At 69.7% G+C, this 21,811-nt stretch carries 8 protein-coding genes; 3 read left to right on the top strand and 5 right to left on the bottom strand.

Annotated elements, in window-relative coordinates; genetic code table 11:
- Positions 1-9 precede the first annotated feature (9 nt).
- The gene (locus ASD84_RS11365) at positions 10-702 is read left to right on the top strand and encodes a hypothetical protein (RefSeq protein WP_056710114.1); all 693 of its coding nucleotides are present in this window, start codon (positions 10-12) and stop codon (positions 700-702) included.
- 10 nt (positions 703-712) lie between these two features.
- Here ASD84_RS11365 and ASD84_RS11370 read toward each other — a convergent pair whose 3' ends face one another.
- The 3 genes from ASD84_RS11370 to ASD84_RS11375 form a co-directional block, all read right to left on the bottom strand.
- A complete protein-coding gene (locus tag ASD84_RS11370; RefSeq protein ID WP_235532840.1) occupies positions 713-9,241 on the bottom strand; it encodes a tandem-95 repeat protein in 8,529 nt (2,842 codons plus the stop codon).
- A complete protein-coding gene (locus ASD84_RS24730) occupies positions 9,228-13,778 on the bottom strand; it encodes a beta strand repeat-containing protein (protein WP_082587100.1) in 4,551 nt (1,516 codons plus the stop codon). Before ASD84_RS24730 ends, ASD84_RS11370 begins: the two co-directional genes overlap by 14 nt.
- Before the next feature lie 198 nt (positions 13,779-13,976).
- Positions 13,977-14,648 (bottom strand): response regulator transcription factor, encoded by a 672-nt coding sequence (locus ASD84_RS11375; RefSeq protein ID WP_268788467.1) that lies wholly within the window; start codon positions 14,646-14,648, stop codon positions 13,977-13,979.
- Positions 14,649-14,711: 63 nt separating this feature from the next.
- On the opposite strand from ASD84_RS11375, the gene ASD84_RS11380 reads away from it, so the two are divergent.
- Positions 14,712-16,226, top strand: coding sequence for a histidine kinase (locus ASD84_RS11380; protein WP_056710118.1), 1,515 nt, complete (start codon positions 14,712-14,714; stop codon positions 16,224-16,226).
- A 7-nt stretch (positions 16,227-16,233) separates the two neighbouring features.
- On the opposite strand, the gene chrA is transcribed toward ASD84_RS11380, so the two are convergent.
- Entirely contained in the window at positions 16,234-17,619 is a 1,386-nt protein-coding gene (chrA, locus tag ASD84_RS11385; protein WP_056710120.1) for a chromate efflux transporter, read from the bottom strand.
- Positions 17,620-17,628: 9 nt separating this feature from the next.
- Positions 17,629-20,634 (bottom strand): MMPL family transporter, encoded by a 3,006-nt coding sequence (locus ASD84_RS11390; RefSeq protein WP_200954493.1) that lies wholly within the window; start codon positions 20,632-20,634, stop codon positions 17,629-17,631.
- A gap of 182 nt (positions 20,635-20,816) precedes the next feature.
- On the opposite strand from ASD84_RS11390, the gene ASD84_RS11395 reads away from it, so the two are divergent.
- Positions 20,817-21,422, top strand: coding sequence for a TetR/AcrR family transcriptional regulator (locus ASD84_RS11395; RefSeq protein ID WP_162251523.1), 606 nt, complete (start codon positions 20,817-20,819; stop codon positions 21,420-21,422).
- The last annotated feature ends 389 nt before the right edge of the window (positions 21,423-21,811 follow it).

The raw sequence follows: 21,811 nt of genomic DNA on the forward strand, positions 1-21,811 counted from the left end.
AATGAGCCGGTGCTGCACTCCTTCCACCTGGCCGAGCTCCCGCCCCGCTCCACGAGCGGGGCGTTGCTCCGCCCGCCCCGCGCGGGCGCCGTACCGGGAATGAAGCATGCGGAGACCCTCGCGATGATGCGGCTCGGCTCACCGACCATCTCGCTGGAACGAATGCAGCTGAAGCGGCTCGCGGTGTTCGCAGCGTGGGAGGACGAGGCCGCGCTCGAAGCCTTCCTGGCGACCCACCCGCTCGGGCAGAGGCTCGCCACCGGCTGGCACGTGCGCCTCCAGTTCCTGCGTCGGTACGGCGAGGTGGCCGCCCTCGCGCCGCTCCCCCAGAAGGCCGGTGACTGGGACCCCGAGGAGCCGATCGTCGCGGTGACGCTGGCCCGGCTCCGCCTGCGCGAGCTGCCGCGGTTCCTTTCCTGGGGCAAGCCGGTGGAGCGCCTCGTCGCCGGTCACCCCGCTGCGGTGTTCTCCACCGCCGCGATGCGCCCGCCGCACACGTTCTCGACGTTCTCGATCTGGCGCACGGTCCGGGAGATGACGGAGATGGTGCACGGGCGAAGTGAGGGCGTCGGCGAGCAGCCCGCACACACCGTCGCGATGGCCGAGCAGCGGCGTCGCGAGTTCCACCACGAGTCGGCGTTCATGCGGTTCCGGCCACTGTCCGAGCACGGGACCTGGCAGGGGCGGACGCTGCTGCCCTGACCGCTGCAGCTCACACGCCCGGCGGCAGGGTGCAGCTCGTGTAGTTGCTGCCGGTCGCGTAGACCCGCTTGCCTGCGTAGAAGCCGGCTCCGACGGCACTCAGCGGGTTGAGCCCGGTCACGTAGGCCTCGGTCTGCAGGGCGGTCGCCGGTGACGGGGCCAGCCCGACCAGGCCGAACTTGTACGTCGTCGCGCTGGTACTTCCCTTCCTGAGCGCGATGCCGGGGTCCTGGTCGCCGAAGCCGTCGGCCGGACCGTTGGCCACGTTGTTGTTCGCGACGCTGGCGCACATCGTCGGGTTGTAGGCGACGTTGCCGGAGCTGCCGTTCTCGATCGAGATGCCCGCGTTGGGACCGAGGACGTTGGTGATCGTGTTGTTCTCGACCCGAAGGTCCAGGCTGCCGTTCGTGTCGTGGTTGAGCACCCGCAGGCCGCCACCGGAGGTGTTGGCCACCGTGTTGCCGGTGATCGTGGCGCGCACGACCGCGTTCGCGAGCGTGCTGAGGTCGGCCTGGATGTTCTTGTCGACCCCGAGGGCGATACCTGAGCTGCCGAAGCCGTTGTTCGCGCTGATCCGGTTGCCCGTCACCGTGAAGTACGCCGTCACGTCACCAGCAGCGCCGATGGCGATCGCCGACGACTTCATGTACTGCAACGGACTCCCGGCGCTGCCGTTGTTGGTGATCACGAAGTTGCCCTGCCCACGACCGGTGACGCTGGCCGAGATGCCGAAGCCGTTGATCTTGTTCGTCGGATCACCGATGACGAAGTTCCCGGTGATCGTCACGGGCGCACCACCCGGCGTGCCGTAGGTGCCGGCGGGAGCAGACGCGCTCGCGGTGTTGGCGCCCTGGATCGAGATGCCGTCACCGCTCGGGAAGCCGGTGACCGTGTTGCCGGAGATGGTCGCCGTGGTCAGGCTGGCCACCGTCGTCGTCGAGCCGAACAGGTTCAGGGCAATGCCGCTGCGACGGGACACAGCCGGGTCGGTGAGGCTGGAGACCTGGTTGTTGGAGATGTTCGCGTTCGTGATCGTCCCCGCGTAGTTGAAGATGTCGATGCCGCCGCCGTACGCCTGCGAGAACTGGTTGCCGGTGATCGTCACGACGCCGTCGACGTTGTTGTTCTGGCCACCGGTGGTGGTGTTGAACGCGATGGACGAGTCGTTGTCGTCCACGGCCGAGTCGCCGGCCCCGAGAATGATCCCGTTGGTGAACGAGAACCCGGTGACGCCGACGCCTTGGACACCGCTGCGGTTGGTGCCTGCGATCCGGAGGTTGTTGAACGAGGCCCCGTCGGTGTCCGTCAGCGAGACGCCGGGACCCGTGGTGTTGAGGATCTGACCGCCGGTGGGCGCAGCACCGGTACCGGTGACGTTGAGGTTGCCCACCGTCCCGGTGTTGTTCAGCACGATGCCACTCGGGGCGCCGTTCGCGGAGATGTTCTGGAAGGTCAGGTCGGCCGCGCCGATCGTCGTACTCGTGATGCTCAGGGCAGTTCCCGCGAGGGTGCTGATCACGTTGCCAGCACCGGTGACGGTGACCGTGCCACCGCCGGACGCGAGGAAGCCTGAACCTGCGCCGGCGAGGGCGTTCAGGCCACCTCCAGTGAAGTTGGTCGACGTCGCCGCGTTGTTGGAGGTCAGCACGACCCCGTTGGAGGTACCCGTATTCACGACCTTGGTGGCGCCGGTGAAGTTCACAGCGCCCCCGCTGTTGTCCGTGACGGCGATGCCGCCTCCGACGTCGGCGCCGTCGCTGATGTCGCCGCTGACGGTCACCACGCCACCGTCGCGGCCGGTGACCTCCACACTCAACGGTCCGGGCCCGTTCTCGATGCGCGTGTTGACGGTCACGTCGCCGGCCGCACCACCGCCATTGACGTCGAGGCCGATCCCGGAAGCCCCGGAGATCACACCACCGGTTGCACTGAAGAGCGTCCCGACGTTGGTGTCGAGGTTGATGCCGTCGCCCGCGCTGTTGGTCGAGCTGACCGAGTCGAATCCATACGTCGAGCCGAGGCTGTTCCGGATGTCCACGGCGGGTCCCCCGACGGCGACGATCACATCGGTGCCAGCGGCGTCGACGGTCACGGTGTTCGAGCTGGCGATGTCGAATGCCGGCGTGGAACCGGACGTGATGTCCAACGAGACGTCGGTGCCGACACCGTCACCGAGCGTCGGGGTGCCCGAGACGCTGTTGAACCTGACCCCGCCCGTTGTCGAGGCGATGGACGTGACGAGGTCGAACACGCTGGAGCCGAGGTTGGTCGAGATGACATCGAGGGCCTTGGCGCCATTGCTGACGGCCGACACGTTGGAGGCGGCCGGGAAGAGAACCGTCCCCGCGCTGCTCAGGACGATGGCCGACTGACCGGTGGCGGTGATGTTCGCGGAGCTGAACGTGAGAGAACCCGTGGTGTTGGTCAGGCTGATGCCCGGGCCGGAGGTGCTGCCGCTGACTTGCACGCTGACGGTGCCGGCGAGCGCGGTGCCGGCGAGGGTGAGCGCACCGGCCGACGTGGTGATCAACGAAACCGGCGACGTGAAGGTGAGGCCATTGCCGACGCCGGTGGTCTCGATCGCGGGTTGGGTCGCGGCCGCACCCGTGTCGTTGACGTCCATCGAGCGCAACGTGACCCCGGCCGTTGCGTTGCCGAAGACTCCGTTGGCTGCTCCGTCGGCATTGATGCTGACTCCGGCGACCGTGGTGTTCGACGCAAGGGTGACGACGTCGACTCCGGACGCGGTGAGCACCGGCCTGGTGCCGGTGGCGGGGAACAGCGTCTCCACGGTGGCCGTACCGACCTCGACGTTCGTCAGGGCGACGCCTTCGCCGAGCAGCTTGTCGCCCGCTCCGAGGACGATGGCACCGCTGAGGATGCCGTCACCGAAGCTTCGCCGGATGTGGACCGGCTGGCCAGCGGGTGCTGCGGCCAGGGCTGCGGCGACCGTGGCGAACGGCCGCACCGCCGTGCCGTTCGCGCCGACGATGGCCTGGTCGGCGACGTACCAGATGGCGCCGCTGAGGCTGATCGTGAAGGTGATCGGCGCGCTCGGGGAGGTCCCGTCCGTGAGCGTGTACGCGTAGGTGTCGCTGGCCAGGGTCCCGCTGGCGGGCGGCTCGTAGCGCAGGCTGCCGTTCGCGAGAAGGCCGATGATTCCGCCCGATGACGTGGTCACCGAATCGACCGGGACGACCGAGATCGCGGACTCGAGGTTGTCCGGGTCGACGGCGTTGCCGACGAAGGGCACCGCGGACCGGACCACATGAGGCTCGGGCGTGGTCACGCCGGAGACCAGCGTGGTGTTGCGTACGCCAGCCACGGTCGGCAGCACCGATGGTGCGGCGGGCGCGTCGTTGATCGGCGCGATGGTGACGACACGGGTCACGGGCGAGCTGGTGAGGGTCCCGTCGTTCACGACCACCGACAGGGTGCGGCTCGCGTCGAGCGCATTGGGCGTGCCGTCGTTGCGGTGGTCCGGGTCGTTGTCGGTGTTGCCGAACTGCACGTTGCGCAAGGCGTTCTGGTACTCCGCGACCGTTCCGCCGGCACGCGTCAGCGTGAGCACGCCGCCGGTGAAGGTGGGTGTGAAGCCGGTGATCGTCGGGTTGAGGCGCACCGTGTCGAAGCTGGCGTCGAAGCCGGCCGAGACGGTCACACTGAGCGAAGCCAGGGTGGCCGAGTCGGGGTCGACCACGGTCGCCGCGGGACCGAAGGCGTTCACGGAGCCGGCCTGCTCGGCATACGGCAGACCGCCCGCGCCGTCGAGGTTGACCACCGACGGATCGTTGACCTGGGTGATCGCGATCGTCTTGTTCGAGGTGTTGGACGCGACGGGTGCGGTGATCCGGAACCCGATCACCCGGGTGGCCCCGGGGGCGTTGTTGCTCGCGTTGGAGAACTGCACGGTGCGCAGCGCCGCCTGGTACTGGGCCAGGGTCGCCGTACCGGAGAGGGTCAGCACGTTCGAGGCGAAGACGCCCGTGATCGTGCCCTGGGTGGTGAAGTGAAGGGTGTCACCGGCGAGCGCGGACACGACGGTGACGGTCGCACCCGTCACGTTGCCGGCATCGAGGTCGGTCGCAGTGAGGCCCGGGTCGACGACGGTCGCCGCCGCCTGTTCGGTGTACGGCGTCGTCCCGGCGCTCGCGGTGACCACGGGCGCGTCCTCGACGGCCGTCACGTTGATGGTCCGGGTGCGGGTGGCACTGGTGCCGCCGTCGCCGTCGGTCACGACGGCTCGCACGGTGCGCGCGGCCGTGGACGGGGACTCCGACACGTTGGCGTAGGTGATGGACCGCAGCAGAGCCTGTACGGCAGCGGGCGTCGCGGTCGCGTTCAGGGTGATGACCAACGGGGTGGTCCCGTTCGTGCCGCCCACGACAGTGCCGATCGTCGTACCCCCGGCGACGGCGAGGCGGTCCTCGGCCAGGCCACCGGCGGAGAAGTCCACCGTGAGGGTGCCGGTCGCGAAGTCGGCCGAGTCGACGTCGGTGACGGTCACGGTCGCCGTGATCGGGGTCGCTGCCGCGTTCTCGGTGTAGGCCAACGCGGCGGCTTCGAAGACCGAGACGGCTGGTGCGTCATTGACGCTGGCGACCGTGATGGTGCGGATGCCCGCGCCGCTGGTGCCGCCGTCACCGTCGGAGACCACGACCCGCACGGTCCTCGATGCGGTCACCGGGTTGTTCGAGGCGTTCGCGTAGGTGACGTTGCGGTGCAGCGCCTGGACGGCGGTCGGGGTCGCGCTGGCATTGAGGGTGACCACCAGCGGGGTGGTGCCGGGGTTGCCGCCCGCGAAGGTACCGATCGTCGTACCGCCATAGGTGACGTTGGCGCCCGAGACACCGATCTGTCCCGCAGCGACGCCCTGGTTGCGGATCGCCAGCCGGTCCTCGGCCTGGCCGCCCACGGAGAAGTCGGCGGTGTAGGTGCCGCCCGCGAAGTTGGCGGAGTCGGGGTCCGTGAGGGGGCCCGTGACGGTGATCGGCGTGGCCGCGGCGTTCTCCGTGTAGGCCAGGACGGCGCCCTCGAGCCCGACCAACGGCGGGTCGTTGACCGCCGCCACGCTGACCGTCTTCGTCGCGCTGTTGCTGGGGGCGGTGCCGTCGTTGGCGACGAAGGTCACCGTGCGGTTGGCGGTCGCCGGGTTCTCGCTGCTGTTGCTGTACCGGACGCCGCGCAGGGCGGTCTGGTAGGTCGCCACCAGGGCGTTGCCGCTGAGCGTGAGCTTCCCTGTCGCGGCGTCGTACCCGACCGTGATCCCGGACGGCGGGGTGAGCGAGAGCGTGTCCTGGGCGCTGACGAGGCCGCCGGTGATCTGGACGGTGGCACCCGCCAGGTTGGCGTTGTCGGTGTCGGTGACCGTCACTGCGCCGTCGACGACGAGGGCCGCGCCGTTCTCCGTGTACGCCGTCGTGCCCGCGCTGGTCGTCACCACCGGCGGAGCTGCCGGTGCGCTCACCGTGATGGTGCGGAAGACCGGACCGCTGGTCCCGGTCAGGCCACCGCCGCCGTCGGCCATGATGAAGCGGACGGACCGGTTGGTGGTCACCGGACTCGCCGCGACGTTCCGGTAGGTGATCACGCGGAGCACCGCCTGGGCGACGGGCGGGGTGACGTTGGCGTTGAAGGTGACGACCAGCGGCGTGAGGCCCGAGCCACCGCTGAAGGTGCCGATCGTCGTACCGCCGTAGGTGACGTTCGCTCCGGACACGCCGATCTGACCGGCGCCGGTGCCCTGGTTCAGGATCTCCAGCCGGTCCTCGGCCTGGCCGCCGGACAGGAAGTCGACGAACAGGCTGCCGGTGTCGAAGTTGGCCGAGTCCGGGTCGTTGACCGAGCTGTTGGGCGTGATGACGGTTGCCGGGTCGCCGGCGTCGTACACCAGAGGGGTGGGGTCACCCATCAACAGGACCGGTGGGTCGTTCTCGGGCGCGACGGTGATGGCCCGGGTGGCCGCGTTGCTGGTGCCGCCGTCCCCGTCGGTCAGCACGAAGCGGACGGTGCGGGACGGGGCCGGTGCATCCGACAGGCTCCGGTAGGTGACGTTGCGCAGCAGTGCCTGTACGGCGGCGGGCGTGGCGCTCGCGTTGAGGTTGACCACGAGTGCGTCGAAGACGCCGCCCGCGAAGGTGCCGATCGTCGTACCGCCGTAGGTGACGTTGGACCCGGAGACACCGATCTGCCCCGCAGCGAGGCCCTCGTTGCGGATCCCGAGCTGGTCGGCGGGCTGGGTTCCGACCGAGAAGTCGACCGTCAGGGTGCCGGTCGCGAAGTTCGGCGAGTCGGAGTCGGTCACCGTGCCGGTTGCGGTGATGGGTGCGTACGGGTCGTTCTCCGTGACGGCCAGCGGCGTGGTCTCGACGGCCGCGATCACGGGGGCACCGTTCACCGCGCAGGTCACGGTGATCGAGACGGTGGCGGAGTCGCCGCCGTTGAGGACGTAGGTGAAGGTGTCCGGGCTGCCGCCGGTGTTGCAGTAACCGGGGTCGGGTTCGTAGGTCAGTCCGGTGTGCGCACCGACGCTGCCGCCGGTGAGGATCACCTGTCCGTTGGCCGGGTCGCTCGCGGACGAGATGGTCTTCGGACCACCGTCCACGTCGGTGTCGTTGGTCAGCACCGGGACCGCAGTCGCCGGAGCGTCCTGGCTCATCGTGGCTGTGTCGTTGACCGCCACCGGGGCGTCGTCGATCGCAGTGACCGCGATGCCGCGGGTGGCGGCGTTGCTCGTGCCGCCGTCACCGTCGGTCAGCACGAACCGCACGGTCCGCGCCGCGGTGGACGGGTTGTTGGAGACGTTGGCGTACGTGACGCTGCGCAACAGGGCCTGTACGGCGGCCGGCGTGGCCGTCGCGTTGAGGGTGATCACCAACGGGGTGGTCCCGTTCGTGCCGCCCACGACGGTCCCGATCGTCGTACCACCAGCAACAGCGAGGCGGTCCTCAGCCGCACCCCCCGCGGTGAAGGAAACCGTCAACGTGCCCGTCGCGAGGTTCGCGGAGTCCACGTCGGCGACCGTGCCGGTCGCGGTGATCGGCGTCGCGGCCGCGTTCTCCGTGTAGGACAGGGCGCCCGCCTCGATCGCCGCGATCACCGGGGCATCGTTCGCGCCAGTGATCGTGATCGTCACGGCCGCGGTGTCCGTGCCACCGTTGCCGTCGGACACCGTGTAGGTGAAGGTGTCGGTCGCGGTTTGACCCGCACCCAGCGCCTCGAAGGCACCGTTCGGGTTGTAGCTCACGTCGGTGCCGTTGTTCGTCACCAGGCCCAGCGTCGAACCGACTCCCAGGCCGCTGACCGCCAACGTGTCCCCATCAGCATCGGTGTCGTTGCCCAACACCGTGACCACCGTCGGACCGGTGTTCTCAGCGACCGTCGCAGCATCGTTGACCGCCACGGGGAGGTCGTTGACGGCCGTCACCGTGATGCCGCGGGTGACGGGTGCGCTGGTGCCACCGTCGCCGTCGGTCAGCACGAACCGAACCGTCCGCGCCGCCGTGGACGGGTTGTTGGAGACGTTGGCGTAGGTGACGCTCCGCAACAGGGCCTGTACGGCGGCCGGCGTCGCCGTCGCGTTGAGGGTGATCACCAGCGGGGTGCTCCCGTTCGTGCCACCCACGATCGTGCCGATCGTCGTACCACCAGCAACAGCGAGGCGGTCCTCGGCCGCACCACCAGCGGTGAAGCTCACGGTCAGGGTGCCCGCGGCGAGGTCTACGGAGTCGGCGTCGGCAACGGTGCCCGTTGCGGTGATCGGCGTCGCCGCTGCGTTCTCGGTGTAGGCCAACGGGGCGGACTCGATGGCCGCGATCACGGGGGCGTCGTTCGCGGCGGAGACATTGACCTGGCGGGTGGGGGCATTGCTGGTGCCACCGTCGCCGTCCGTCAGCACGAACCGCACCGTCCGCGCAGCCGTAGACGGGTTGTTGGAGACGTTGGCGTAGGTGACGCTCCGCAACAGGGCCTGTACGGCGGCCGGGGTCGCGGTCGTGTTGAGGGTGATCACCAGCGGGGTGGTCCCGTTCGTGCCACCCGAGACCGTGCCGATCGTCGTACCACCAGCAACAGCGAGGCGGTCCTCCGCCAGGCCACCCGCGGAGAAGTCGACGGTGAGGGTGCCGGTCGCGAGGTTCGCGGAGTCGACGTCGGCCACGGTGCCGGTCGCGGTGATCGGGGTTGCTGCCGCGTTCTCGGTGTAGGCCAACGGGGCGGACTCGATCGCCGCAATCACAGGGGCGTCGTTCACACCGGTCACGGTGATGGTGACGGTCGCGTCGTCCGTGCCGCCGTTGCCGTCGGAGACGGTGTAGGTGAACGAGTCCGTCGCGGTCTGTCCCGCACCCAGGAACTCGAACGCACCGTTCGGGTTGTAACTGACATCAGTGCCGTTGTTCGTGACGACACCGGTGGTGCCGGTCGTGTCGGTCGCCGACACCACGAGGGTGTCGCCGTCCGCGTCGGTGTCGCCGACCAGCACGGGAACCACCGTCGGACCGGCGTTCTCGCCGATCGTCGCGGTGTCATCGTCCGCCACCGGCGCCGTGTTCGGCGTGCAGTCGACGGTGATCGAGACGGTGGCGGAGTCGCCGCCGTTGAGGACGTAGGTGAACGTGTCCGGGCTGCCGCAGACCGGTGTGCGCACCCACACTGCCGCCGGTCAGGACCACGACCCCGTTGGCCGGATCACTCGCGGACGAGATGGTCTTCGGACCACCGTCCACGTCGGTGTCGTTGGTCAGCACCGGGACCGCCGTGGCCGGGGCGTCCTGGCCCACGGTGGCGGTGTCGTTGACCGCCACCGGTGCGTCGTCGACCGCAGTGATGGCGATGCCACGGGTCACCGGGGCACTGGTGCCGCCGTCGCCGTCGGTCAGCACGAACCGCACCGTCCGCGCCGCGGTGGACGGGTTGTTCGAGACGTTGGCGTAGGTGATGGACCGCAGCAGGGTCTGTACAGCCGTCGGGGTCGCGGTCGTGTTCAACGTGATCACCAGCGGGGTGGTGCCGTTCGTACCACCCACGACAGTGCCGATCGTCGTACCGCCCGCGACGGCCAGGCGGTCCTCCGCCGCACCACCGGCGGTGAAGGAAACCGTCAACGTGCCCGTGGCGAGGTTCGCGGAGTCGACATCGGCAACTGTGCCGCTCGCGGTGATCGGCGTCGCCGCGGCGTTCTCGGTATAGGCCAACGGCGACGGCTCGATCGCCGCAATCACCGGAGCGTCGTTCGCCCCCGTGATCGTGATCGTCACGACGGCGCTGTCCGTTCCCCCGTTGCCGTCGGAGACGGTGTAGGTGAACGAGTCCGTCGCGGTCTGACCCGCACCCAGCGCCTCGAACGCACCGTTCGGGCTGTAGCTCACGTCGGTTCCGTTGTTGGTCACCAGACCCAACGGGGACCCACTCAGCCCGGTCACCGCCAACGTGTCCCCGTCAACATCGGTGTCGTTGCCCAACACCGCCACCACCGTCGGACCGGCGTTCTCACCCACGGTCGCGGAGTCATTCGCCGCCACCGGCGCCGTGTTCGGCGTGCAGTCGACGGTGATCGAGACGGTGGCGGAGTCGCCGCCGTTGAGGACGTAGGTGAACGTGTCCGGGCTGCCGGTCAGACCGGTGTGCGCACCCACACTGCCACCGGTCAGGACCACGACCCCGTTGGCCGGATCGCTCGCGGACGGAATGGTCTTCGGACCCCCGTCCACGTCGGTGTCGTTCGCGAGCACCAGAACAGCCGTTGCCGGGGCGTCCTGGCCCACCGTGGCGGTGTCGTTGACCGCAACCGGCGCATCATCAACAGCCGTCACCGTGACTCCGCGGGTCACCGGGGCACTGGTGCCACCATCGCCGTCGGTCAGCACGAACCGCACCGTCCGCGCCGCGGTGGAAGGGTTCTCGGACATGTTGCGATAGGTGACGCTCCGCAACAGCACCTGGACAGCGGCCGGCGTCGCGAGCGCATTGAGGGTGATCACCAGCGGGGTGCTGCCGTTGCTGCCGCCCACCACGGTGCCGATCGGCGACGTACCGGTCGTGAGCGCCAACCGGTCCTCGGCCTGGCCACCGGCAGTGAAGCTCACCGTCAAGGTGCCCGTGGCGAGGTTGTCCGAGTCGACGTCGACCACGGTGCCCGTCGCCGTCAGCGGCATCGCCACGTCGTTCTCCGTGTAGTCCAGCCCAGCGGTCTCGATGCCCGCGACCACGGGTGCGTCGTTGCTGCCCGTGACGGTGATCGTCACGATGGCGGTGTCCGTGCCTCCGTTGCCGTCGGAGACGGTGTAGCGGAACGTGTCGAACACGGTCTGACCGGCAGCGAGCGCCTCGAAGGCGCCGTTCGGGCTGTAGCTGGCGGTGGTGCCGTTGTGGGTCACCGTCCCCGTCGTCCCGATCGTGTTGACCGACAGGACCGCCAACGAGTCACCGTTGGCATCGGTGTCGTTGCCGAGCACCGCGACCACGGTCGGACCGTCGTTCTCGCCCACCGTCGCGGAGTCGTCGACGGCGACCGGCGGCACGTTGGCGGTCGCGACGCCGGTGACGGTGATCGTCACCGTCGCGGTGTCCGTGCCGCCGTGGCCGTCGGAGACGGTGTAGCCGAACGTGTCCGTCGCGGTCTCCCCGGCGCCCAGGGAGTCGAACGCGCCGTTCGGGTCGTAGCTCACGTCGGTGCCGTTGTTGGTCACCGTTCCCTGGGGCGTGCCGGTCACCCCGACCACCGCCAACGTGTCCCCGTCGGCATCGGTGTCATTGCCCAGCACGGTGATCACCGTCGTACCCGCGTCCTCGGCCACCGTCGCAGCGTCGTTCGCGGCGACCGGATCGTCGTTGACGGGAGTCACCGTGATGCCTCGGGTGACCGGAGCGCTGGTGCCGCCGTCCCCGTCGGTGACCACGAAGCGCACGGTGCGGGCCACCGTGGAGGGGGCGTTCGACACGTTGCGATAGGTCACGCTCCGCAACAGCGCCTGTACGGCGGCCGGTGTCGCCGTCGCGTTGAGGGTGACCACCAACGGAGTACTCCCGTTGGTGCCGCCCGAGACCGTGCCGATCGTCGTACCTCCCGGGACGGCCAGGCGGTCCTCGGCCTGGCCACCGGCGCTGAAGCTCACCGTCAAGGTGCCGGTGTTGAAGTCGTCGGAGTCGACGTCGGACACGCTTCCCGTCGCCGTCAGCGGAGTCGCTGGCGCGTTCTCGACGTAGCCCAGTGCCGCGGTCTCGATGTCCGCGATCACGGGGGCACCGTTGACACCCGTGACGGTGATCGTCACGGTCCCGGTGTCGGTGCCCCCGCTCTCGTCGGCGACGGTGTACCCGAACGTGTCGGTGGTCGACTCCCCCACACCCAATGAGTCGAACGCGCCGCTCGGGTCGTAGGTGACGTCCGTGCCGTTGTTCGTCACCACACCGTCTGTCCCTGTTTGATCGATGTCCGACACCGACAACGCGTCCCCGTCCGCGTCGGTGTCGTTGTCCAGCACATCGACCACCACGCCCGAGGAGTCCTCAGCAACTGTCTTCTCGTCGTCCACCGCCACGGGATCGGTGTTGGGCGTGGCGACACCGGTCACCGTGATCGTCACCGACGCGGTGTCGGTCCCGCCGTTGCCGTCGGACACCGTGTACTCGAAGGTGTCCGTCGCCGACTCACCAGCACCGAGCGAGTCGAACGCACCGTTCGGGTCGTAGGTCACGTCCGTGCCGTTGTTCGTCACCGCCCCATCGGTCCCGGTGTCATCGATCGCCGACACCGACAACGCATCCCCGTCCGCGTCGCTGTCGTTGTCCAGCACATCGACCACCACGCCCGAGGAGTCCTCGGCAACTGTCTTCACGTCGTCCACCGCCGCGGGATCGGTGTTGGGCGTGGCGACACCGGTCACCGTGATCGTCACCGACGCGGTGTCGGTCCCGCCGTTCCCGTCGGACACCGTGTACTCGAAGGTGTCCGTCGCCGACTCACCAGCACCGAGCGAGTCGAACGCACCGTTCGGGTCATAGGTCACGTCCGTGCCGTTGTTCGTCACCATGCCGTCGGTCGCGGCGTCGTCGATCGCCGACACCGACAACGCGTCCCCGTCCGCGTCGCTGTCGTTGCCCAGCACGTCCACCGTGACACCACTGGAGTCCTCGGCCACCGTGGCCTCGTCGTCGTCCGCCACCGGGTCGGTGTTGGCGCCGGCGCTGGTGATCTCGTAGTCCTCCAGCGTGGTCAGCGGCGAGGTCCGGTTGGTGGCCGATCCGATCCGGGCGATGACCGTCTTGTCGTCACCGAGCGCGGTGGCGATCGTGACGTCCTCCCACGAGCCGAGGATCCGGCTGTCGGTGGTCGGTGCGATCGGCCCGGAGGTGAAGTCGTCGGCACTGCTGATGAACGTCCCCGCCAGGCTCGATCGAGCGGCCGTCGGAGTCAGGGTCCCCGTGGTGCGGTTGCGTCCGCAGACCACCAGGGTGTGGCCGGTGCTGGCCGACTCGGCCGACTTGCTCGCCGTGGGGCAGGGATCGCCGGGCGTGGTGGTCTCGGGATCGACGACGACGTCGAGCACCTGGAAGGAGTGCACGGTGATGCCGAGGCCCGGCGGGGCCGCCGCGGCAGCGGCCAACGTGTCCTTCTTGTCGAAGGTCCCGTTTCGGCTGACCACCACAGGCCAGGTCCCGGTCAGGTTCTGGCTCCCGGCCGACGACGTCGCGGTGACCTTGAAGGCCGAGCTCTCCCCACCGGGTGCGATGTCGTCGGCGAGGGAGGCCCCGCTGCGGTAGCGACACATCGTGTCCGAGCGCTGCGCTGTCCAGCCGACCGGCGCACCGGGGCAGCCCGTGATCGTCCACGACTTCCCGGGGCGGTCGATCTCCACCGCACCGATGGACTGCGTGGTGCTGGTGTTCGAGATGGTGAAGGTGAACGTGGTCCCGGCGGAGTCGCCGAGGTACTGGATGCCGGGCGACACGCTCGCGCGCGCGGCAAAGGCAGCGGCACCGCTGGCGGGCACGAGCACACCGCCGAGCACGGTGGACGCGAGACAAAGGGTCACGGCGACATAGCCCGCCGGGCGGAACAGCTGGCGGAAAGGCACAAGCCCTCCAGAGGGGGGAGCGGAGGGCCTGGTCAGGGGTCGCCGGACTGCCCCATGGCGACCCGAGTCAGAACCCCTGTTGGTTCAGGGGGAACGTATGACCGTCCGTCGCCGGCTGTCGTCCGTGCTGGCACGTAGCCCGAATGGCGACCGGCCACCTGGACTGCCACCTGGCCTGCCACCTGGGCTGCGCGCGATTCAGTCAGCAGGCGACGAGCCGGCCCGCAGATGGGCCAGCACGGCCAGTACCCGGCGGTGGGTCGTGGCGCTCATCTCCAGCTCGAGCTTGGTGAAGATCCGGCTCGTGTGCGTCTCCACCGTGCGGACGTTGGAGTCCAGGAGCTCGGCGATGGTGGCGTTCGAGTGCCCCTCCGCCACGAGGGTGAGGACCTCGCGCTCCTTGTGGGTCAGCCGGGTGACCGGGTCCGCCCGCCGCGGCGTCTCGATCACCCGTCGTACGACGTCCGGGTCGATCACGGTGCCTCCGGCAACCACCCGCGCCAGGGCGTCGACCAGGTCCGCGGGCTTGGCGATGCGCTCCTTGAGCAGGTAGCCGACGCCGCGCTGCCCTCCGGTGAGCAGCTCCAGGGCATGGCGCGTCTCGACGTACTGGGACAGCACGAGCACGCCCACCCGGGGGTGGGTCCGCTTGAGCTCGACGGCGGCGTCCAGGCCTTCGGTGGTGTGCGTCGGGGGCATCCGTACGTCGAGGATCACCACGTCCGGTCGGGTCTCCTCCACGGCGGTGACCAGGCTCGTGGCGTCCGCGAGCTGGGCGACGACCTCGAGCCCTTCCTCGCCGAGCAGCCGGGCGATTCCTTCACGCACGAGCGCAGCGTCATCGACCAGAAGCACCCGAATTGCCCGCACATCGGAATTATGGACCCCCCGAGACGTTGGCGCAGCGGCTTCGGGAAGAGGAGTCTGGGCACCGTGGTGATCTCGTGGCCCCGACAATGGCGACTCGGCGATCGGCGAGCAGCGCAGCGGCTGGTCGAGCTGGTCGCGGGCCTGCAGACCGTGGGGCCGGGAGACACCCTCCGCAACGCCTTGCGCAGGTCGCTCGGCGATCCCGGGCTCGACATCGCCTACCTCCGCATCGGCAGCGGCGGTTGGATCGACGAACGCGGCCAGTCGATGACCGAGCCCGTCCACACCGCTGGGCGGGCGGTGACGCCGATCGACTGTGGCGGGAAGCCGATCGCTGCCCTCGTCCACGACCCGGCGCTGCTCAGGAATCCGGGTCGCCTGAAGGCAGCTGTCGACGCTGCCACCCTGGCCTTCGAGAACGAGCAGCAGCGGGCCGACCTCCGGGCCGAGATCGCCGAGCTCCGCGCGTCGCGTGCCCGGATCCTCGAAGCCGTCGACCTCGAGCGCCAGCGCGCCGAGCGGAACCTGCACGACGGCGCCCAGCAACGCCTGGTCGGGGTGGCCCTGATGCTCCGGCTTGCCGGGAACAGGTCCAGTGCCGACGCGGCACTGTCCGCGATCCTGACGAACGCCGCCGGTGAGCTCGATGGTGCCATCGCCGAGCTGCGCGAGCTCGCCCGCGGCATGCACCCCGCGATCTTCGCTGCCACCGGCCTCGTCGGGGCACTCGAGTCCCTTGCCGAACGTCCGGGCGTACCGGTCGACCTGCAGGTCGACGTACCCGTGCCGCTGCCGGACGTCGTCGAGGTCGCCGCCTACTACGTCGTCGCCGAGGCGCTCGCCAACGTCACCAAGCATGCCGACGCCACGCACGCCGTGGTCAGCGCCGTCGTGACCCCTCAGGGCCTGCGCGTCGCGGTCAGCGATGACGGCAGCGGCGGCGCCAGGCCGTCACCCGGCTCCGGGCTTGAAGGACTGTCCGACCGGGTCTCCGCCCTCGGCGGGCGCCTGGAGCTCTCGAGCGTCCCCGAGGAGGGGACCACGATCAGCGCCCGCTTCCCGCTCGGCGACCACCCGCTCGCCGTACGCGATCCCCACAGCCTGACCGCGCTGCGCTGGGTGGGCTGGGAGATGTACGAGCTGCCGGCCGAGATGTACGACCAGCTCACGCACGAGGACCAGCGGTCCTGGGTGCGCGCAATGTTCGCCGCGGCTGGCGGCGTCAGTCACGTCACGCCTCGGCAGCGCGAGTGGGCGATCGGCTTCGAGGCCGCCGCCGGCGCCGCGCCGTGGGTGCTGGAGGACCTGCGGACCTACGACGTCGACGAGACCATCGAGAACACCCTGGCGCTGCCCGGGATGGCGGCGGGCGGACGCGGCGTGCTGTATTGCACCCTGCGCATGTGTACGGCGGACGGCGACCTCACCGCCGACGAGCTGGCCCGGATCACCCGAACCGCCGACGGGCTCGGGCTCCGCGACCTCCTCCCCGACCTCCAGCGGCTCGTGGAGCAGGAGCGGATCCTCCAGGACCAGCGCTTCGAGGTCCTCGTCGCCCCGGCGCTCCAGCACCGGTGACCTGCCTTCAGCTGACGGCTCCGACCACAAAGACACCGACACCGATCAGTGCGCACGCCCCCAGGGTGCGCAGCGGGCTCCAGCCGCGCCCGAACATCAGGGCGACGGCCACTGCGGTGATCGCGAAGGCGACCGGGTCCCAGGAGTCGAGCACCGGGAGATCGAGGTGCACGATGCCCTCGTCGACGTCCCGACTCCGGTCGAAGAGGTTGTGCAGTGCGAAGAAGACCGCCAGGTTCGCGATCACTCCCACCACGGCTGCAGTGATGCCCGTCAGCGCGGCGGTGAGGTGCTGGTTGTCGCGGAGCCGCTCGACGTAGGGCGCCCCGAGCAGCACGAACAGGAAGCACGGCACGAATGTCACCCAGGTGACCAGCAGCGAGGCGAGGACGGCGGCGACCCACGGGTCGAGGGAGCCGGGGTTGCGGTAGGCGCCGACGAAGGCGACGAACTGGACGACCATGATCAGCGGCCCCGGCGTGGTCTCGGCGAGGGCGAGTCCGCGGACCATCTCGCCGGGAGCGAGCCAGCCGTAGACACCCACGGCCTGCTGCGCGACGTACGCAAGCACGGCGTAGGCACCACCGAACGTGACCACCGCGGCGCCCGAGAAGAAGAGTCCCTGGTCCACGAAGACGTCCGTGTCGGTGACTCCCGCCAGGAGCACGAACGCGACGACCGGCGCGCCCCACAGGGTGAGCCCGAGCGCGATCACGCCGGCGGAGCGGCGCAGTGAGGGGAGCTCGTGGTGGAGCGCCTCGTCACTGATCAGTGGCTCGGGACCGTCCTCGGCTCCGTGTCCCTTGGTCTCGCGCAGGGCGGGGATGCGGCGGCTCAGGAGCCAGCCCAGCAGCCCCGCCGTGAAGACCACGGCGGGGAAGGGCACGGCGAAGACGGTGAGGGCGACGAAGGAGGCCACGGCCAGCGCGACGAGGGCGGGGTGGTGCAGCGCCCGCTTCCCCACGCGCTGCACGGCATGGACGACGATCGCGATGACGGCCGGCGCCACGCCCGCGAACAGTGCGTTGACGAAGTCCGTCTCGCCGTACCCGACGTAGATCCCTGACAGGGCGAGCAGGGCCACCATCCCGGGGAGCACGAACAGCCCGCCGGCGATGAGGCCGCCGCGGATCCCGTTGAGCAACCAACCCGTGTAGATCGCCAGCTGCTGGGCCTCGGGACCGGGCAGCAACATGCAGTAGTTCAGGGCGTGCAGGAAGCGCTTCTGCCCGATCCACCGCTTCTCGTCGACGAGCTTGTGCTGCATGACCGCGATCTGGCCGGCCGGCCCGCCGAACGTCTGCAGGGAGATCGCGAACCAGGCCCGGGTCGCATCGCCGAGCGGGATGACGTCACCGCCCGTGGGATGGCGGCTCGCGCGGGTCTCCCCCATGGCCAGAAGTCAAGCACGCGGTGCCTCTGTCCCCTCGGCCGCCCGTGGCCACCACAACCGTGGCCCGAGCAGGGCAGCCCCGGCCGGGACCACGAGGGTGCGCACGACGAAGGTGTCGAGCAGGAGGCCCACCCCGATGGTGAAACCGATCTGCACCAGGGTGAAGACGCTGCCGGCCATCATCGCGAACAGGCTCGCCGCGAAGATGACCCCCGCTGCCGTGATCACGCCTCCTGTGGCGGTGACTGCTCGCGCGATGCCCGCCCGGGACCCATCAGGTGCCTCCTCGAGCATGCGCTTCATCAACAGCAGGTTGTAGTCGGCGCCGACGGCGACCAGGAGGATGAACGCGATCGTCGGCACGCTCCAGTCCATCGGACGGTCGAGTGCGATCTGCCAGACGAGCACGCCGACGCCCATCGCGGCTGCATAGGAGAGGGCGACCGAGGCCAGCAGGAACCCCGCTGCCACGACGCTGCGCAGCAGCACGAGGAGGATCAGGAAGACACCCAGCAGAGCCACCAGGGCGATCAACGCGAAGTCGTCGTCGTTGATCGCCTCCAGGTCGGCCATGGTCGAGGCCATCCCGGTCGTGGCGACCGCGCTGCCTTCGAGCTGTGTGCCGCGCAGTCCCCGTTCCGCTGCCTCCCTCACCTCGATGGACCGCTCGGTCGCCGAACGCTCGAACGCATCCGTGTCACCGAGCACCACGAACCGGGCAGTGCGACCGTCAGGGGAGAGGAACAGGCCGCTGGCCAGCGCGAACCGCGGACTGTCGAGCGCTGCCGGAGGCAGGTAGAAACCACCGACGGCCGGGTCCTTGCTCGCCTTCCCGGCCTTGCGGAGGTACGACGCCGCGCGGTCCAGGCCGCTGCGGAGCTCGGCGACCGAGACCGCCATCTCCCCGGTTCCGTCCTCCACCGCCCGGCTCCCGTCGGCGACCTTGTCCGCACCACTGGCGAGCTCGGCGAGCTTCGTCTCCATCGTCTGCGAGCCGGTCTCGAGTGTCGCGACCCCGCGCTCGGCGCGTGAAAGTCCTCCGTCGAGAGCGGTGAGTCCTCGCTCGAGGTCCACGCTGCCGTCGGCGATCCGGCGAGCGGCGGTCGCCGCGTCCCGCAGCCCGGGCAGCAGCTGGTCACGTTCGCCCTCGTAGACCTGACGAACGCCGTCGCGGGCCGCCTTGCAGACGGGGTCGAGTGAGCAGGTCAGGCTCCGTTTCAAGGCGTCGTACGCGAGACCGAGACCGTCGACCGCGACCTTGGTCTGGGTCTGCGCCAGCTCGAGTCCGTCGGCCAGCTGGTCGGCGCCGGCGCGCAGCTTCGCACTGCCCTTCAATGCCTCGCCATTTCCTGTGGCGAGGCGCTCGACCCCGTCCTGCAGTCGACGGACGCCCGCGACGAGCTGGCCTGCCCCGTCGACAGCCAGGTCGGCTCCGTCGGCGACCGCGACGGTGCCGTCACTCACCTGACCGGCGCCGTCAGCGAGCCGCGCCGCGTCCGCCTCGCCGTCGCGGAGGTCGTCGCCGGCACCGTCGAGCCGGTCGCCGACCTTCTCGGCCTGGTAGCCGAGCGATGCCTCGGTGATCGTCTCTCCGAGCGGACGGGTGACGCCACGGACCGAGACCACGCCGGGTGTACGGGCGATGGCAGCCGACATCTGCTCGAGCGCGGCAAGATCGCTGGCGTTGCGCAGGTCGTGGTCGGCGGTCACCAGGACGTAGTCGGGGAGGGTCTCGTTGAGCGGAAAGTGTTCACCGAGGACCCGGTACCCGACGTTGCTCTCGGTGTCGTCCGGCTGCACGGTCGCTTCGTTGAAGCTCGGCTCCAGCAGCGGGTAGAAGCAGGCCAGCGCGATCAACGGAGCCAGGCCGGCCGCGAGCACCCTGCCCGGCCGCGCCACCACGACCCCGGCAATGCGCTGCCAGCTGATCGGACCCGTGGTGCGCGGTCGTGGGTCGAGCCAGCCGCGGGCACCGAGGAGACCGATGAGCGCCGGCATCAGGGTGAGCGAGAGAACCAGGGTGACCAGGATGCTCACGGCGATGGCGGGGCCGGTGGTGAGATAGATGCCGACGTCGGCGAGGGCCATGCACGCATTGGCCAGGACCACGGTCATCGCCGAACCGATGATGACCGGTGCGACACGGCCAGCGGCCTGGACGGCTGCGTCCGGCGCAGCCACCCCGTCCCTGCGCAGCTCCTGGAAGCGGCTGACCAGGAAGACCGCGTAGTCGGTCGCGGCCCCGAGGACCACCGCGGTCAGGAACGACGCCGTGAAGGTCGACACGTCGAACGCATGGCCGCCCAGCAGTGCGGTGAGTCCTCGAGCAGCCGCGAGGGCGATGCCGATGAATCCGAGGATGAGCGCAGTGACCGCGACCGAGCGGTAGATCAGCATCAGGATGATCGCGATCAGGCCGACGGTCACGAAGGTGATGTGCAGGATGCTGTGCTCCACCTCGGTGGACATGTCCGCGATCGTCGCCGCCGGCCCGGTGACGAGCACCTCCAGCCCAGCGGGCTGGTTCTCCGCCACGATGTCGCGGACCTCGTGGATCTGACCCAGCGAAGCCGGCGCCCCCACGTCACCGGGGAGCCCGACCTGGACGTAGACGGCCTCCCGGTCACGACTGGTGACCGCGTTCATGATCTCCGGGCTCCTGGTGACGTCCTGCACGAACGCGACGTTCTTCTCGTCCGCTCGCAGGTCCACCAGGAGGTGTCGGAAGTAGGCCTTGTCCGCACGTGTGAGGCCGCCGTCGCGCTCCAGCACGACGAACACGGTGCCGAGGCTGCGGCCGTTGCCGAACTCCCGATCCATGGTCCTGAGGGCCTGCACCGCAGGTGCCTCCTGCGGGACCACCGGCGTCGTGTCCTTCGCCATCACCTCCTCGAGCTGCGGGACCAGCACGTTGACCAGCCCGACCAGCGCGAGGCAGGCCAGCAGGATCGGCAGGGGCCGGCGGACACAGGTGCGGGCCAGGGTGACCATCCAGCGACTGGGTTCGTGGGCCATGGCGTGCACTCCTCGTGATGCGCCGCAGCGCTGTCGACTCCGACCCGTCGTTCGGGTCTTGTGACACTGTCAAGTGGTGGATGTGACAGTGTCAACGAAACGAGGCTGTGATCGCCGACACCCGCGCCTCGGCACGCCCGGCTCGAGTTGACTCCACCCCGGTGGCACACCACGATCGGAACGTGCCGAAGCCCACACGCAGCGCGGACGCGGCGTCCACGTCGTTGCGCGAGCGCTTGCTGAAGGCGACGGCCGTCGAGGTCTCGGAGGTGGGCGTCGACGGAGTCAGCCTGCGTGCGATCGCCCGCCGTATCGGTGTCTCCCACCAGGCACCGGCTCACGTCTTCGGCTCGCGCAGGGGGCTCCTCACGGCACTGGCCACCGAGGCCGTGAACCGGATGCGGGACGAGACGAACGCCACCGCCGAGGCAGCACGAGCGGCGGGCCGGAGCGGCCCGGAGGTGGTCGTCGCCATCGGTCTGCGCTACATCGAAATTGCCCTGCGCGAACAGGCCCTGTTCGCGCTCGCGAGCCGGTCCGAGGTCCTCGACCTCGCCGACCCCGACCTGGTGCGCGCCCGCGACGGCGCCTGGCTGGTGCTCCTCGACGCGGTCACCGACGCCCAGGCCCAGGGCTGGCGCGCGGGCCAGCCGACCGACGTCGTCGCCCTCATGTGCTGGTCGATGGTGCAGGGCCTGGCCGTGATCTACCGCGACCGGCTCGCCCCCGAGGAGATCGCCAACCGGTCCCCCGAAGATCTGGTTCGCGAGATCACCGCCCTGTTCTGACGCGACGTTCTGACGCGACCCACCAGGGACATCCGGAAATGCGGAAAGCCCCGGTCTGTCGACCGGGGCTTTCGCCACACGTGCGCGAGGGGGGATTTGAACCGGAGAATCCTGCCGCTCAGGTGACCAAATTTCGCCGTTCTGAGCGTGGATTCAAGGTCCCGTTGGCTCCCGTTGTGCGCGGTTTCGCCGGGGGTGTGCCACCTGGGTGGGCACCAAACTATTCTTCCGCGAGGGCAGAACTGCTCCGCCCCGTTCGCCCGGATTGGCCCGTGGCGACCACCACAGCCTACTCGTGCCCACCCGTGGGGGCACGACATCCGTTCCAGCTGAGCGCACGCGTCGGGACCAGTGCTACCAAGGGAACTTTCCTACGGGAGTCTGGCATC

The sequence above is a fragment of the Nocardioides sp. Root682 genome, from assembly GCF_001427795.1.
Lineage (GTDB): Bacteria > Actinomycetota > Actinomycetes > Propionibacteriales > Nocardioidaceae > Nocardioides.

Coding starts and splice junctions, on each gene's coding strand:
- chrA (WP_056710120.1), bottom strand. CDS start 17,619: ATGGGGGAGACCCGCGCGAGCCGCCATCCCACGGGCGGTGACGTCATC.
- ASD84_RS11390 (WP_200954493.1), bottom strand. CDS start 20,634: ATGGCCCACGAACCCAGTCGCTGGATGGTCACCCTGGCCCGCACCTGT.